At 67.8% G+C, this 15161-nt stretch carries 12 protein-coding genes and 1 pseudogene; 8 read left to right on the top strand and 5 right to left on the bottom strand.

Features of this window, described 5'->3' with window-relative positions; all coding sequences use genetic code 11:
* Position 1: 1 nt before the first annotated feature.
* From LOZ83_RS02700 to kstD, 4 genes are read right to left on the bottom strand one after another with little or no spacing between them, the layout of a single operon-like run.
* Positions 2–1009, bottom strand: coding sequence for a ferredoxin--NADP reductase (locus LOZ83_RS02700; protein WP_236788416.1), 1008 nt, complete (start codon positions 1007–1009; stop codon positions 2–4).
* On the bottom strand, positions 1002–1268 hold the full coding sequence (locus tag LOZ83_RS02695) for a hypothetical protein (RefSeq protein WP_236788415.1): 267 nt from the start codon (positions 1266–1268) through the stop codon (positions 1002–1004). The genes LOZ83_RS02700 and LOZ83_RS02695 overlap by 8 nt, the downstream gene beginning before the upstream one ends.
* A complete protein-coding gene (locus LOZ83_RS02690) occupies positions 1265–2395 on the bottom strand; it encodes a Rieske 2Fe-2S domain-containing protein (protein ID WP_236788414.1) in 1131 nt (376 codons plus the stop codon). The genes LOZ83_RS02695 and LOZ83_RS02690 overlap by 4 nt, the downstream gene beginning before the upstream one ends.
* Positions 2392–4068 carry a 3-oxosteroid 1-dehydrogenase gene (kstD, locus tag LOZ83_RS02685; protein WP_236788413.1) on the bottom strand — a complete coding sequence of 559 codons (1677 nt, stop codon included), beginning with the start codon at positions 4066–4068 and terminating at the stop codon, positions 2392–2394. The genes LOZ83_RS02690 and kstD overlap by 4 nt, the downstream gene beginning before the upstream one ends.
* Positions 4069–4160: 92 nt before the next feature.
* Here kstD and LOZ83_RS02680 point away from each other — a divergent pair, with 92 nt between their 5' ends.
* The 8 genes and pseudogenes from LOZ83_RS02680 to LOZ83_RS02640 all read left to right on the top strand — a co-directional run bounded on the left by LOZ83_RS02680 (position 4161) and on the right by LOZ83_RS02640 (position 14322).
* Positions 4161–5771, top strand: a complete 1611-nt coding sequence (locus tag LOZ83_RS02680) for an FAD-binding protein (protein ID WP_236788412.1) — start codon at positions 4161–4163, stop codon at positions 5769–5771.
* A 45-nt stretch (positions 5772–5816) separates the two neighbouring features.
* Positions 5817–6992, top strand: a complete 1176-nt coding sequence (hsaA, locus tag LOZ83_RS02675) for a 3-hydroxy-9,10-secoandrosta-1,3,5(10)-triene-9,17-dione monooxygenase oxygenase subunit (RefSeq protein ID WP_236788411.1) — start codon at positions 5817–5819, stop codon at positions 6990–6992.
* A 2-nt stretch (positions 6993–6994) separates the two neighbouring features.
* The gene (gene hsaD / locus LOZ83_RS02670; protein ID WP_236788409.1) at positions 6995–7840 is read left to right on the top strand and encodes a 4,5:9,10-diseco-3-hydroxy-5,9,17-trioxoandrosta-1(10),2-diene-4-oate hydrolase; all 846 of its coding nucleotides are present in this window, start codon (positions 6995–6997) and stop codon (positions 7838–7840) included.
* Positions 7841–7842: 2 nt separating this feature from the next.
* A complete protein-coding gene (gene hsaC, locus LOZ83_RS02665) occupies positions 7843–8742 on the top strand; it encodes an iron-dependent extradiol dioxygenase HsaC (protein WP_236789414.1) in 900 nt (299 codons plus the stop codon).
* Positions 8739–9276: pseudogene (hsaB, locus tag LOZ83_RS02660) on the top strand (3-hydroxy-9,10-secoandrosta-1,3,5(10)-triene-9,17-dione monooxygenase reductase subunit); the annotation flags it as partial. The gene hsaC and the pseudogene hsaB, both read left to right, overlap by 4 nt.
* Positions 9277–11020: 1744 nt before the next feature.
* The gene (locus LOZ83_RS02650) at positions 11021–12211 is read left to right on the top strand and encodes a M20 family metallopeptidase (RefSeq protein ID WP_236788407.1); all 1191 of its coding nucleotides are present in this window, start codon (positions 11021–11023) and stop codon (positions 12209–12211) included.
* A 159-nt stretch (positions 12212–12370) separates the two neighbouring features.
* A complete protein-coding gene (locus LOZ83_RS02645) occupies positions 12371–13588 on the top strand; it encodes an amidohydrolase family protein (RefSeq protein WP_236788405.1) in 1218 nt (405 codons plus the stop codon).
* Positions 13589–13773: 185 nt separating this feature from the next.
* Positions 13774–14322: a sugar O-acetyltransferase gene (locus LOZ83_RS02640; RefSeq protein ID WP_236789413.1), complete on the top strand. Its 549-nt coding sequence runs from the start codon at positions 13774–13776 to the stop codon at positions 14320–14322.
* Positions 14323–14346: 24 nt separating this feature from the next.
* Here the strand turns inward: LOZ83_RS02640 and LOZ83_RS02635 are convergent, their stop codons facing one another.
* Entirely contained in the window at positions 14347–15150 is an 804-nt protein-coding gene (locus LOZ83_RS02635; protein WP_236788403.1) for an alpha/beta fold hydrolase, read from the bottom strand.
* Positions 15151–15161: the final 11 nt, after the last annotated feature.

Here is a 15161-nt window from a genome sequence, read left to right as displayed (position 1 = left end):
CCTATTCGTAGGTCACCGACACTTCGTCGGTCAGCGGCACCGACTGACAGGCCAGCACGATGCCCTCCGCGATGTCCTCGGAGTCCAGGATCTCGTTGTTCAGCATCTTGACCTCGCCCGAGACGATCCGGCAGGCGCAGGCGCTGCACTGGCCCTCGCGACAGGAGTACGGCGCCTCCAAACCTTTGTCCAGCAGGAAGTCGAGGAGCTTGCGCTGACGCGGCCAAGTGAGTTCGTGCTGCTTGCCGTCCAGATCGACGTGCAGTTCGGTGGTTTCCCCGGTGTCCGGTTCGGACGGTTCGGTCTCGAACGGATTGCCGCCGAGCGAGACGAACTTCTCGAGGTGAATGCGCTTTCTTCCCCACCCGAGACCCTCGAGCGCCTGCTTGGCCGCGGCCATGAACGGTGCCGGACCGCACAGGAAGGCCTCGAATCCGGCGAACGGCCGGGCCAGCGCGCCCAGCTGTGCTTCGCTGGGCAGTCCTTGCACGGATTCGAGCCAGTGCAGGACGACGAGCCGATCCGAGTACTCTTTGACTAATGTGGACAGTTCGGCGCCGAAGATCACCGAACGCTCGTCGCGGTTGGCGTAGATCAGGACGATCCGCCCGTTTCCCTGCCGCAGGGCGGTCTTCAGGATCGACATGACCGGCGTGATGCCACTGCCGCCGGCGAACAGCAGCAGGTCCTCGTCGAAGTCGGCGGGCGTGAAGATCCCGGCCGGGACGAGTACGTCCACTGTGGAGCCGGCCCGGATGTTGTCGCAGATCCAGTTCGAGCCGTAGCCACCCTCGGTGCGTTTCACCGTGACCTTCAGCCGGGAGCCCTCGTGCGGCGCGCTCGCGAGCGAGTAGCACCGCGCCGCCGTCCCGATCCGCAGTGTGAGGAATTGCCCTGGGCGGTAACGGAAAGCCTCGATCTGATCGGGGCTCAGCTCGAACACCACCGAATGCGCGTCGCCGGTTTCGGCGATCACTTCGGCGACGGTGAGCGTGTGGACCTCAGGCATCCAGTATCCCGAACTCCCCGTCACGCACCGATTCCGCGATACTCACCGTCAGCTTCTCGCACGTGTCGAGCAGCGCCGTGCTCTCCCCAGCCGCGACCTGCTCGGCGAACACCGGGCAGCTGCCGGCCGCGTCGGTGGTCCACTGGATGCTGGTGTGCTTCCAGCTGTTTTTCTTGACGAGCACGCAGGTTCCGCAGGTCGTACAGACGTGCGGGCGCAGGCCACCGGTGAGGAACTCGGTGCGCTCGGTGGTCGTCACGTCGGCACCTCTTCCTGCTGCCGCGCCAGGTTCTCGGCCACCTCCCGTGCCCACGCCTCGTTCGCCTTCGTCGTGTCCACTTCGAACTCGAAGCGGCGGGTCATGTCCTCGGTGATGTCGTCGACGTCCACATAGAACTGGTCGTACCAGCGGCGCAGCTGATACACCGGCCCGTCTTCCTCGCACAGCAACGGGTTGTCGACGCGGCTCTTGTTCTTCCAGATCTCGACGTCCTGCAGGAACCCGACACCGATGCTCTTGGCGAACTTCCCCGCGATCCTGTCCGCCTGCTCGTCGTTGACGCCGGGGAGCTTCTTCACGCTCACGCCCCACTGCAGTACGAACGAGTTCGGCGTGACCGGGTAGTGGCAGTTGATCAGCACGTTCTCGATCTCGTAGCCCTTGAACGTGTTGACCAGCTTGTTGATCATGTAGGAGGGGCCGAAGTACGACGCCTCCGAGTGGAGCAGGTTGTCCTCGCCGCCGTAGTTCGACGCCATGCCCATGTCGGGACGGCCCTTGGTGTTGAGGTACTGGGTTGCGATATGGCCCTCGAACACGTTCTTGAAGTAGGTCGGGAACGCGTAGTGGATGTAGAAGAAGTGGGCCATGTCGACCATGTTGTCGATGATCTCGCGGCAGTTCGAGCCCTCGATCAGCACCGAGTCCCAGGTCCAGTTGCTCCACTCGCCGCTGAAGATCCCGTCGATGCGCGGGATCACGATGTCCTCCGGCGGCGGGTTGCCCTGCGGATCGTGCCAGACGAACAGCTGCTTGTTCTCCTCGAGGGCGAGCCACGCACGGGTCCGAGCGCGCAGCGGAACCCTTTTGGCGTAAGGAATCGAGACGCATTTGCCGTTGCCGCCCCAGCGCCAGTCGTGGAACGGGCAGGCGATCTCGTTGCCCTTGACGGTGCCCTGGGTCAGGTCCCCGCCCATGTGCCGGCAGTAGCCGTCGAGCACGTTGAGCTTGCCGTCCTGGTCCTGGAACACCACGAGCTTCGTGCCGAAAGCGTTGACAGCGTGCGGTTTGCCGTCCTTGAAGGAGTCTGCCAGCCCGAGGCAGTGCCAGCCACGGGCGAAGCGCTCCGGGGGAGCCCCCGCGTCGATGGTGCGGACTTCAGTCATCGTCGACCTCCGGTGCGATTCTGGGCGGCCAGATGGGTGGCCGCAAGGTAGCCGAAGACCATCGCGGGCCCGATCGTCGCGCCCGGGCCGGCGTAGGTGTGCCCCATGACCGCCGCGCTCGTGTTCCCGGCGGCGTAGAGACCCGCGATCACCGAGCTGTCCTCGCGCAGCACGCGAGCGTGGGTATCGATGCGCAGGCCGCCCTTCGTGCCCAGGTCGCCGGGCACGATCTTGATCGCGTAGTACGGCGGCTTGTCCAGTGGGCCGAGGCTGGGGTTCGGGCGGTTGAGCGGGTCGCCGTAGTAGTGGTCGTACGCGCTCTGGCCGCGCTGGAAGTCCTCGTCGACGCCCTTGCGCGCGTAGTCGTTGAAGCGGCTGACGGTGTTTTCGAGTGCCTGCGCCGGCAGCCCGATGCGTTCGGCGAGTTGGCCGAGAGTGCCGGCCTTCGCGGCGATCCCGGCCTTGAACCACCGCCCCGGCAGCGGCTGGCGGGGGCCGATGCCGGTGAACATGTAGCGGTTGCGGTAGCGCTGGTCGAAGACCAGCCAGGTCGGGATGTGCTCGCCCGGTCCATCACCGGGTCCGTACATGGCGTGCACGGCCTCGACGTACGGCGCGGACTCGTTGACGAACCGTTCGGCGCGGCCATCGACCATCAGACAACCGGGCCGTGACCGCTCGGCGAGGGCGAACCAGGGGCCGCCGGTGAGCGGGATCGTCGGTCCCCACCACGCGTCGTCCATCAGGTCGACCGCGGCCCCGAGCTTCATCCCGGCCGTGATCGCGTCGCCGGTGTTGGCCGCGGCGCCGACGGTCCAGGCGGTGCCGATCGGCTGGCGCTGGTATTTGGTGCGCATCTCCTCGTTCTGCTCGAAGCCGCCGGCCGCGAGGATCACCCCACGCGCCGCGTGGATGACTTCGCCGTTCGTGGTGAGCACACCGGTGACGCGGTCGTTCTCGGTGACGAGGTCGACGAGCGGGGTGTCCAGGCGGACGGTGACCCCGGCCTGCTGGAGCCCGGCGCGCAGGCCCGCCGCGAGCGCCTGTCCCATGGCAAGGAGTTGTTTGCCGGTCACGCGGCCGGTGAGCCAGCGCGCGCCGAGGCCGAGCATGCGGAGGACGCCCCGGGGGTGTCGCGCGATCAGGCTCAGCCAGCGGTAGTCGGCCTGCGTGATCGGTACGCCCAGGGGAGATGCGCTGTAGGGCGGTTCGAGGTTGGCGAGCTCCTCTCCGAGGATGTGCCCGTCCAGGGGCTTGGGCTCGACGGAGCGGCCGGCGGCCCGCCCGCCGGGAGCCTCGGGGTGGTAGTCGGAGTAGCCGGGCACCCACTGGAAGCGCAGCGGTGTTTCCCGCTGGATGAGGGCGACGACCTCCGGCCCGTGCTGGAGGAAGGCCTCTCGCAGCTCGGCCGGCACCACGTCCCCGACGATGGCTTCGAGGTAGGCGCGGGCCGCTTCCGGTGTGTCGCCGTGATCGGGCAGGGCTTCGTTGTTCGGGATCCAGACGCCGCCGCCGGACCGCGCTGTCGACCCGCCGAACTTCGCGCCCTTCTCAAGGACGACCACCCGCAGCCCGCGCTTCGCCGCCGCGAGCGCGGCCGTCATCCCGGCCGCCCCGCTCCCCACGACGACGACGTCGAAGTCACCGTCGTGTTCGCCGCGTTCGCCGGTCATGTCACCTCCGGAATGAAACGCGTTACATTCGAACGCGTGCCTGCTCGAAGCCTCCATCGTCACCATAGACGAGAACGTGTTTCAGTTCTAGGGTGAGCCGGGTGGGTGCACCAGTGGATGTCGTTGTGATCGGGTTCGGCGCCGCCGGCGCGTGTGCGGCGATCGAGGCCGCCGATGCGGGCGCGTCGGTGCTCGTGCTCGACCGGTTCGCCGGGGGTGGTGCGAGTGCGCTGAGTGGTGGCGTCGTCTACGCGGGCGGCGGCACCGAACAGCAGCGAGCCGCCGGCGTCGACGACTCCGTCGACGCGATGTACGACTACCTCCGGCTCGAGGTCGGCGACGCGGTGTCCGAAGAGACGCTGCGCCGGTTCTGCACCGGCAGTGTGGACATGGTCGGCTGGCTGCAGGACAACGGCGTCCCGTTCGCGGGCAGCCTGTGTCCCTACAAGACGTCGTACCCGAACGACGACTACTACCTGTACCACTCGGGCAGCGAGACGGCGGGCGGATTTCGCGAGGTCGCGAAGCCCGCCGCGCGCGGGCACCGGGTGCACGGGCCGGGCACGTCGGGCAAGCTGCTGTTCGCGCGCCTGGCCGACGCCGTTCGCCGCCGGGGCGTGCAGGTGCTGCCCGGCACGCGAGCGACCGAACTGATTACGGACGACGCGGGTGCCGTCACCGGCGTGCGGGTGCGGACACTGCGCGACGCGCCCACGTGGGTCCGGCGGGCGCACCGGGTGCTCGGGCGTTATTCGGCGAAGCCCGGAATCTACGTACCCGCGATAAGGAAAGCGTTGTCGCGCCAAGCGGAAAGGTTGGAGCGACGTTACGCGCGCGAGGAAGAGTTGACCGCCCGCCGTGGGGTGGTGATCTCGGCAGGCGGCTTCATCGCGAACCGGGCGATGGTCCGGGAGCACGCCCCTGCCTATCGTGGCGGCCTCGCCCTGGGCACTTCGGCCGATGATGGCTCGGGTATCCGGTTGGGCGTCGGTGCGGGTGGGGCCACGGCCTTCCTGGACCGGGTGACCGCGTGGCGTTTCGTCACGCCGCCGAGCGTCTTCATCAGGGGCTTGATCGTCGACCGCAACGGGACACGCGTCATCGACGAGTCCCGCTACGGCGCGGCCGTCGGGGAGGCGTTGATCCAGCACCATGAGGCCAAGGGCTGGTTGCTGGTCGACGACGAGATCGTCGCCACTGCGAAGCGGACCGCCCGCAAGGAAGCCCAGTGGTTCCAATGGCTTCAAGCCGCCTATGTGCTGAGCCGCGGCCGCGTGACAGGCTCGTCGCCGGCCGAGGTGGCGAAGCGGGTCGGGCTGGATCCGGACGGGCTCCAGGCCACCGTCGACGCCTACAACGAGGCGGCTGCCGCCGGTGCCGCGGATCCGGCGGGAAAACCGGGCGAGTACGTGCAACCCCTCCGCACACCACCGTTCTCGCTGCTGGACATCTCGATCAAGCCCAGCCTGAGCTTTCCGTGCGCGATGCTCACGCTCGGCGGTCTCGTCGTCGACGAGCGCACCGGCCAGGTGCGCGCCGAAAACGGCGAGCCGATCCCGGGTCTCTACGCCGCTGGACGTTCCGCGGTAGGAATCTGTTCCAGGTCCTACGTGAGCGGGCTGTCATTGGCGGATTGTGTTTTCTCAGGCCGACGAGCGGGCAGCTCGGTGGTGCGCAGTGACAAAAACGAGAACGTGTTCTAGTCTTGGCGACGAGATCGCAGGTCTGATGAGGACGGGGCAACGCCGATGAGCGAGCAGGACACGCACGGAGTGATCGCCGGAGTCGCTGAACTCCTGCCGGTGCTGCGGGAGCGGGCCCAGGAGACCGAGGACGGCCGGCGCATTCCCGACGAGTCGATCAAATCGTTGCAGGAGACGGGATTCTTCAAGCTCCTGCAGCCCAAGACCTACGGCGGTTACGAAGCCGATCCCGTGACGTTCTACACCGCGGTCAAGATGATCGCGAGCGCCTGCGGTTCGACCGGCTGGGTCGCTTCGATCCTCGGCGTGCATCCCTGGCACCTCGCACTGTTCGAGCCGCAGGCGCAGGAAGACGTGTGGAGCGAGGATTTCGACACGCGCATCTCGTCGTCCTACGCGCCGATGGGCAAGGCGACCGTCGTGGACGGTGGGTACCGCCTATCCGGACGCTGGAGCTTCTCGTCCGGCTGCGACCACGCCACCTGGGTGCTGCTCGGCGCGCCCGCGTTCGCGGACGGCAAGCCGGTGGACTTCTGTACGTACCTCCTTCCGATTGCGGACTACAAGATCATTGATGTGTGGGACACGGTCGGCCTGCGCGGCACAGGAAGCAACGACATTCTCGTCGAGGACGTGTTCGTTCCCCAGCACCGCACGCTGAGCTTCCGGCTGACGTCGAAATGCAAGACCCCCGGCCAGGACGTCAATCCCGGCCCGCTGTACCGGCTTCCGTACGGTTCGGTGCACCCGTCGACGATCACCGCGCCGATCATCGGCATGGCACAAGGTGCCTACGACGCTCACGTCGAGCACCAGCGCCGGCGCGTCCGGGCTGCCTACGCCGGCGAACAGTCCAAAGAGGACTCTTTCGCCAAGGTGCGGATCGCCGAGGCGGCCAGCGAGATCGATGCCGCGTGGCTGCAGCTGACCCACAACATCGACGAGCTGTACCAGTTTGCCCGCCGGGGCGACAAGTTGCCGTTCTCCACCCGGTTGCGGGTCCGCCGGGACCAGGTCCGCGGCACCGAGCGCGCGATCGCCGCCGTGGACCGGCTCTTCGAGAACTCGGGCGGACGAGCACTCAAAGTGGGGACGCCGATCCAACGCTTCTGGCGCGACGCGCACGCGGGGCGGGTGCACGCCGCGAACGATCCCGAACGTGCCTACACGATGTTCGGCACCGGCGAGTTCGGTCTGCCCGTCGAGAACGCGATGGTGTGACGATGACCGAGGGCAAGTACATCGAGGTTCGCGACGGACTGCGACTGCATTATCACGAGGCCGGCGTCGAGCACCCGGAGACGGTGATCCTGCTGCACGGCGGCGGACCCGGCGCCTCCGCCTGGAGCAACTTCGCACGCAACATCCCGGTGTTCGCCAAGACATACCGGACGATCGCCGTCGACCAACCCGGGTTCGGCCGGTCCGACAAGCCGACCGAGCACCCCCAGTACTTCACACACAGCGCGCAGGCGGTGGTCGGCTTGCTGGACCGGCTCGGTATCGAGAAGGCCCACCTCGTCGGGAACTCGCTCGGCGGTGGAACCGCGGTCCGGCTCGCGCTGGACCACCCGGCCCGAGCAGGCCGGCTCGTGCTCATGGGCCCGGGTGGTCTCAGCGTGAACGTGTTCGCGCCGGACCCGACCGAGGGGGTCAAGAACCTCGGCCGGTTCGCGGCTCCGCCGGGCCCCAGCAAGGAAAAGCTGGAAGCCTTCCTGCGCGTGATGGTGCACGACCAGTCGCTGATCACTGATGAAATTGTCAATGAGCGGTTTGCCGCGGCCAGCACTCCGGAGTCACTGGCCGCCATGCGCGCCATGGGCGCGTCGTTCATGCACCCGGACACGTTCGAGCAGGGCATGCTCTGGCGGGAAGCGCATCGCCTGCGTCAACGTGTGCTCCTGATCTGGGGCCGAGAGGACCGGGTGAACCCACTCGACGGAGCCCTTGTCGCGCTGAAGATGATCCCGCGCGCGCAACTGCACGTGTTCGGCCAATGTGGACACTGGGCGCAGCTCGAGAAGTTCGACGAGTTCAATCGGCTGACCCTCGATTTCCTCGGGAGCTGATGATGGGTGTCAGGTCATTGGGGTACCTCCGGATCGAAGCCACGGACATGGACAAGTGGCGGGAGTACGGGCTCAAGGTTCTGGGCATGGTCGAGGGAAAAGGCGCCGACCCCGCGGCCCTGTACCTCCGCATGGACGATTTTCCGGCACGTCTGGTGATCGTTCCCGGCGATGCCGACCGGCTCGCCCAGGCGGGCTGGGAGGTCGCCAACGCCGCCGAACTGGACGAGGTGCGGGCGAGCCTGGAGTCGCACGGCGTGCCGTACAAGGAGGGCACGGCGGAGCAACTCGCTGATCGCCGGGTCGCCGAATTGATCACGTTCGACGATCCTTCGGGCAACACACTCGAGGTTTTCCACGGCGTGGCTCTGGAACACCGTCGCGTGGTGAGCCCGTACGGACACCGTTTCGTCACTGAGGAACAAGGTCTGGGTCACGTCGTGCTGTCCACTCACGACGATGCCGCCGCCCTGCGCTTCTATCGCGACGTCCTCGGCTTCCGGCTACGCGACTCGATGCGCCTGCCGCCGCAGATGGTCGGCCGTCCTGCTGACGGACCGCCCGCGTGGCTGCGCTTCTTCGGCTGCAACCCGCGTCACCACAGCCTGGCGTTCCTGCCGATGCCGACGCCCAGTGGCATCGTGCACCTGATGGTCGAGGTCGAGAACACCGACGATGTGGGGTTGTGCCTGGATCGCGCGAAGCGCCGGAAGGTGCCCATGTCGGCGACGTTGGGCCGGCACGTCAACGATCTGATGCTTTCGTTCTACATGAAGACTCCTGGTGGGTTCGATGTGGAATTCGGTTGTGAAGGCCGCCAGGTCGACGACGACCGCTGGGTTGCACGCGAAAGCACGGCGGTCAGCCTCTGGGGTCACGACTTCAGCGTGGGCATGCAGTGACCGTTGAGGTGGTCGACCAGTCCCGCTTCCGGACCGTGCTCGGCCATTTCTGCACCGGCATCGCCGGTGGTGACCACGCACGACGACGTGAGTCCCGCCGGCTTTGCCTGCCAGTCGTTCGCCGCGTTGTCCCTCGACCCACCGCTGGTCTTGTTCTGCCCCGGCAAGCATTCCAGGACCTGGCCGGTGATCCGGCGCGCCGGCCGGTTCGCGGTCAACGTCCCTGCCGAGGAGCAACGCGAGGTGTGCGTGGCCTTCGGTGCCCGCGGCGCCGACAAGTTCGGCTCCGTGGACTGGACTGCCGGCCCTTCTGGCTCGCCCATCCTGGCCGGTGCGCTGACCTGGATTGACTGCGAGCTGGAAGCGGTGCACGAGGCGGGTGACCATTTCGTGGCTGTCGGCCGGGTAACGGCGCTTGGCGAACCCACGGCCGGTCGTCCGCTTCTGTTCTACCAAGGCCGTTACACCGCAACCAAACCCTTGCGCGCAGACCTTGGCGGACTGTTCGACTGGGTTGGCCCCGACGACTGGCTCTGTTTGACGGTAGCGGTTCCGGCGAGATTCGTAAACACCCAATTTTCGGGATGCGCAGGAACGTCCGTTCGATTACAGTGGTGGCGTGCCGGTGGTGTGGTTCCCGGCGATCATCGCCAAAAATCCTGGCATATCAACGAATTCTATCATCCTGAGTGGAGGAGCCTGTGATGTCCAAAGCTGCCGGCACCGTGGTCCGGACGACTCGTGGCGGGCGCCGTCCGGCGCGTCGTGGCGCGAGAGCCCGCACGAAGAACGACTGCGGGCCGCCAGGAATGCCACGGTATTCCGGTGGACACGGCGCCCGCGTACGCGGAGTCTGAGCTCGTCTGGCCCGGTGTGTTCTCGCAGCATCTCGTGCACAAAGTGAGGCCCTGCAACGCTTCCCGTCTGCGCGCGCGGGGGCGGGTGTTCGGTCTCGCCGAGTGTGGTGCCGCGTGTGTGCCCGTCGCACCGACATCAGGCCGTGTTCGGTGCCCGACGTGCTGGCCGCTGCCGGAATGACCGGGCTGGGTCCGCGGTGAGGCGACCGGTCGAGCAATTCACCGCGGTTGAACATCAATGAAAGGGGAACCGGCTGGAAAATTCGAAAATTCTTCAGATGATATCCAGGACGATGTGGGAAAGGTGGTGGTGTGCTTGACCGAAGAGGTGTGCGGTGCCGTGTGCTCGTGTGAGGGACCAGTGGGCTTTGTACTCCCACCGGATGGCGATCCCGCCGTGGAGCCTGATCACCTCTGCGGTGATGGTCGGGAAAGCCTTTGAGCACCAGGCTTTTCGCGACGGCGGCTGGGCGCGTGACGTCCGCGCCTGGTACGCCGATCGCGGAGGCCGCTCAGCGGGATGAACTGTCCGGCACTGTGCGCCACGAGAGCGCAGACCGGGCCCGGGCCGCGGCAAATGCTGGAAGCCATTGTGGTGCGTCCATCGAGGCGGTCGACACGCGCGATTGAGTGCAGGGCTGCCGCTCACCACAGCACGGTTCGGCGAGATCTCCGATGGCCGCACAGTTCGTTACGTGAGAAGGGGTGGTCGGCTGTGACTCTGGGCAGGACCGGTGCCCAGAAGTCGAGTGGACGTGCGGCCGGGCGTAGCCCAACTCGTCAGGGACCGCGCCCATCAGCTCGACCGTGTGGATGGTGACTGAGCGGTCGATGATGTCGACCGACGGCAGCTTGGTGATCGTGAGCTCTCCATCGCCACCGACTCCACCGGGCCGCGTACCCGGCCGACCACGAGCAGGTTGCCGAGCCGCTGTCGGCCGCGCACATCTGGACCTCCGGCAGCGTCGCGAGGGAGCGCGACGCGAAGTCGGAAGGGAGCGGGCCGTGAAGCCCGGAGCGCGACGCGAAATCGGGAGAGTGCGGGGTCAAGTCGGTAGAGAGTGCGGCGCGGAGTCGAGCCGATCCGGCGGCACGCGGAGCCACCGCGTGATCGTCACCGACGTGGGAGGCAGCGACCTCGCCGTCTCGCGGCGCGGCGGATGGCACCGCTCACCAGGGCGACCCTGCCGCTGGATGGGCCGACAGCCGGGCCTTGCCCTGGGCGGCTGTTTCCAGCGTCAGGCTGCGGCTACCCCGGCGATGGCGAACGTGCGCCGACGAAAGGCCGAGGCACACGTGGGGCGATCTGCAAAGCGTCACCAGACTGAGGTCGGTCGCGGGCAGCATGATCGATTCCTCGCCTCAGCTGTGGTTCGATGACGGAATCTTCGCATCGAGACCAAGCGTAGGGGAGGAGACCGATGGACCTGCGGAAGGACGCGGCAGCGCTGGCGGACGACCTGGTGCGGCTGCGCCGGGACCTGCACCAGATTCCCGAAGTCGGCCTGCGGCTGCCGCGGACGCAGGAGAAGGTCCTCGAGGCGCTCGACGGGTTGCCGCTGGAGATCTCCACCGGGAAGGACGTCACATCGGTGACCGCGGTGTTGCGCGGCCAGGGCGGCGACGGCGATGTCGTGCTGCTGCGCGGGGACATGGACGCGTTGCCAGTCACCGAGCAGACCGGCGCGGAGTACACGTCGCGGCACGACGGGATGATGCATGCCTGCGGCCACGACCTGCACACCGCCGGGCTCGTTGGCGCGGCACGGCTGCTGTCCCAGCATCGCGAACGGCTCGCCGGGGACGTGGTGTTCATGTTCCAGCCCGGCGAGGAAGGCTGGAACGGCGCGGGACACATGATCGACGAAGGCGTGCTCGACGCCGCCGGGCGGCCCGTCGACGCGGCGTTCGGTATCCACGTCCTGTCGTCGATCGTGCCCAACGGCAAGTTCAGCTCGCGCCCCGGACCACTGATGGCCGCGTCCGACGGGCTGCATGTGCGGGTCGTCGGCGCCGGCGGGCACGGCTCGCGGCCGTTCCAGGCGCTCGACCCGGTGCCCGTCGCGGCGGAGATGGTGACCGCGCTGCAGACACTGGCCACGCGGCGGTTCGACGTGTTCGACCCGGTCGTGATCACCGTCGGGGTCTTCCACGCCGGCACCCGGCGCAACATCATCCCCGACGACGCGTACTTCGAAGCGACGGTCCGCAGTTTCTCCGCCGAGGCAAGGGAAAGGGCCGCAGAACTCACCGTGCGGCTGTGTCGTGAGATCGCCGCGTCGCACGGGCTCGAGGCGGAAGTCCGCTATACGGAGGAGTATCCCGTCACCGTCAACGACACCTCGAGCCACGAGTTCGCCGCCGAGACCGTGCGCGAGGTCTTCGGCGAGGAGCGCTTCCTGCCGCTGGCCAGCCCATCGACCGGCTCGGAGGACTTCTCCCGGGTACTCGACCGTGTCCCCGGCGCGTTTGTGTTCCTCGGCGCGACCTTCGCCGAGGACCCTGATACCACCGCCTACAACCACTCTCCCCGGGCGGCGTTCGACGACAGCGTGGTCGCCGACGCCGCCACCCTGCTGGCCGAACTCGCGGTGCGGCGGCTCGCACCCTGAGACCCCTCACGGGCTCAAGAACAAGGCACGGTGAGCGGCGCGGTCGCGGCGAAGATCGCGGTGCTGCGCGGCCGCGGTGCTGCTGGCTGGGGCGCCGCCGGTCGTGGCGCTGATCGAGCGTGCGGGTGCCCGCACGCCGGAACGAGAGACGGTGAGTGCGTGAGCAGAATCCTGTTCAAGGGCGGACAGGTTTTCGACGGCACGGGAAGCGATCGTGCCGCCGGTGACGTGGTGGTGCAGGACGGGCGGATCGTCGAGATCGGCACCGGGCTCGACGGTGACGTGGCTGTCGACTGCACCGGATTGACCGTGCTGCCCGGGTTCTTCGACTGTCACGTGCATGTCGTGATGTCCGGGGTCGACCTGCTTCGCGGCCTGCAGATGCCGTTTTCGTACCAGTTCTACGAGGCGGCGCGAAACCTGTGGCGGACGCTCGCCCAGGGCATCACGACCGTGCGGGACGCGGGCGGCGCGGATCTCGGCATGCGCCGCGCGGTCGCGGACGGCCTGATTCCCGGGCCGCGGATGCAGATCTCGGTCAACGTGATCAGCCAGACCGGCGGTCACAGCGACGGCTGGATGCCCTCGGGCCAGTGCGTCAGCCACTGGATTCCCCATCCCGGCCGCCCCGCCGCGATCGCCGACGGGCCCGACGAGATGCGCCGCGTTGCCCGGACGTTGCTGCGAGCCGGCGCGGAAGTACTGAAGGTCTGTACAACCGGCGGGGTGCTCTCACCCGGTGACGATCCGCGGCATTCCCAGTTCACCCCAGCGGAACTCGATGTTCTCGTCGCCGAGGCCAGCATGCGCGGCCGGTATGTGATGGCGCACGCGCAAGGTGCCGAGGGCATCAAAAACGCTGTGCGGGCAGGGATCCGCTCGATTGAGCACGGCATCTTCCTGGACGACGAGGCGATCGAGCTGATGCTGGAGCACCGCACCTGGCTGGTGCCGACACTGGTCGCACCACTGGCCGTGATCCGCGCGGCGCAGGCAGGCGCCGCGCTACCTGCGGAAATGGTGCGCAAAGCGGAAGAAGTCGCCGAAGTGCATGCGGCGTCCGTGCGCCGGGCGGTCGACGCGGGGGTGCGGATCGCGATGGGCACCGATTCGGGCGTGGGCCCGCACGGCGAGAACCTCGCGGAGCTCGCGCTGATGCAAAGCTGTGGGCTGACCCCGGCCCAGGTCCTGGCCGCGACGACGTCATCCTCGGCGGACCTGCTCGGTTATGGCGGGGAGCTGGGCAAACTGGCGCCCGGCTACCGGGCGGACCTGGTGCTGGCTTCCGGCGACGTGTACGACTTCGCCGCGCTGCCCGGCAACATCCGGCAGGTCTGGCGGGACGGGAACCGCCTCATCGGGTCCACAATGGACTGACATGGAGGGACCCCCGGGCGCGTCGAACTGGGGGAGGAGGACGCGGCCCGGGGGCCGTATGCCCCGGCGCCCGAGGGGGAGTGTGCGCCGGAGCCGCGACCGGCGCGAAACTGGGGAGGAAGGCGCCGATCGCCTTACTCCAGAGTACAGCCCTTTGCGAGTACTGGACGCGCTACTTTGGGCCGATGGGCGAGCACAAAGAGCGCATGCTGCGTGGAGAGCTGTATCGGGACAACGATCCTGAGCTCGTCGCAGACCGCCGCCAGGCCCAGCAGCTTTGCGACGAGCTCAACGCCTGCCCCGCCGAGCAGCGCGAACAGGTGTTGCGCACACTGCTCGGCGGGCTCGGTGCGGGTTCGTGGATCATGCCGCGTTTCCAGTGTGATTATGGCTACCTGATCGACATCGGCGCCAACAGCTTCCTCAACTACGACGCCATCCTGATGGATTGCGCCCCTATCCGTATCGGCGACGACGTGTCCATCGGGCCGCGGGCTCAACTGCTCACCGCGCTGCATCCCATGGAGGACCACGAAATGCGCCGGCAGCGCTGGGAAACGGCCGCGCCGATCACGATCGGGAACAACGTCTGGTTCGGTGGCGGCGTGATCGTGTGCCCAGGAGTGACCGTTGGGGACAACACTGTGGTCGGTGCGGGCAGTGTGGTGACAAGGGATCTGCCGTCGCGCGTGTTCGCGGCGGGCAACCCGTGCCGGGTGATCCGGCGGCTTTGATCCGGCAGTCCTGATCCGGCAGCGCTAGAGCACGAGATCCCTGAGCAGCTCCGACAACGCGGTCGCGAAGTCGGCGGCGTTGCGTTGCGGCGCGAGGTGCGCGCCCGGCATTTCCACGAACGGCAGGCCCAGTTCGAGCGCGAGGACCCGGGCCGGGCGGTAGTGGTAGTAGCCCCGGCTGCCTTCCCCGGCGGCCAGCACGATCGGCACCTGTGATCGCCGCAATGCCTCGATGTCGGGCAGGTATTCGTAGAACCGGGCCAGCTCGCGCGTGAACAGGACACGCCACTCGGCTTCGTTGGACAGCCGGACCGTGCCGACCGTCGGCAGCCCGGCGCCCGCGATGGACCCGAGAAACCCTTTGAACGCCGTCATCAGGTCACCGCCCTCGGTGCGCGCGACCTGTTCGGCGGCGAACTCCAGCCACTCGTCGGCATCGGGCAGCAGTCGCACCGCGGGCGGCTCGTGCGCGACGAGCCCGCCCACGGTTTCGGGATATCCCGCGGCGAGCGCCAGTCCGATCTGCGCGCCCGCGCTGCTGCCGAACACCAGCGCCTGGCCGAACCCGAAATGCTGGATCACCGCGCGCGCGTCGTCGGCGTGCCGCTCCACCGGAATCGGGCCTTCGGTGCGGTCGGCACTCCGGAAATGCCCGCGGCGGTCGTACAACAGCACCGTGTACTGCTCGGCGAGCAACCCGGCCAGAGTCTCGTAGCTGCCCGCCGCACCGATGCCGCCGGCGATGATCAGCAGTGGCGGCCCGTCGCCGAGACGCCGCACGTGCAGTTCGGCGTCCTCGACCGCGCAGGTGCCGTCCTCGGTGTGCATTGCCGCAGTCA

It is taken from the genome of Amycolatopsis sp. GM8 (assembly GCF_021653975.1).
Lineage (GTDB): Bacteria > Actinomycetota > Actinomycetes > Mycobacteriales > Pseudonocardiaceae > Amycolatopsis_E.
This window is presented reverse-complemented; position numbering and strand designations above follow the sequence as displayed.

Excerpts from the sequence above, each read along its gene's own strand:
- hsaC (WP_236789414.1), top strand. The coding sequence starts at position 7,843 with ATGGGTGTCAGGTCATTGGGGTACCTCCGGATCGAAGCCACGGACATG.
- kstD (WP_236788413.1), bottom strand. The coding sequence starts at position 4,068 with ATGACCGGCGAACGCGGCGAACACGACGGTGACTTCGACGTCGTCGTC.
- hsaD (WP_236788409.1), top strand. The coding sequence starts at position 6,995 with ATGACCGAGGGCAAGTACATCGAGGTTCGCGACGGACTGCGACTGCAT.
- hsaA (WP_236788411.1), top strand. The coding sequence starts at position 5,817 with ATGAGCGAGCAGGACACGCACGGAGTGATCGCCGGAGTCGCTGAACTC.
- LOZ83_RS02650 (WP_236788407.1), top strand. The coding sequence starts at position 11,021 with ATGGACCTGCGGAAGGACGCGGCAGCGCTGGCGGACGACCTGGTGCGG.
- LOZ83_RS02700 (WP_236788416.1), bottom strand. The coding sequence starts at position 1,009 with ATGCCTGAGGTCCACACGCTCACCGTCGCCGAAGTGATCGCCGAAACC.
- LOZ83_RS02640 (WP_236789413.1), top strand. The coding sequence starts at position 13,774 with ATGGGCGAGCACAAAGAGCGCATGCTGCGTGGAGAGCTGTATCGGGAC.
- LOZ83_RS02635 (WP_236788403.1), bottom strand. The coding sequence starts at position 15,150 with ATGCACACCGAGGACGGCACCTGCGCGGTCGAGGACGCCGAACTGCAC.
- LOZ83_RS02690 (WP_236788414.1), bottom strand. The coding sequence starts at position 2,395 with ATGACTGAAGTCCGCACCATCGACGCGGGGGCTCCCCCGGAGCGCTTC.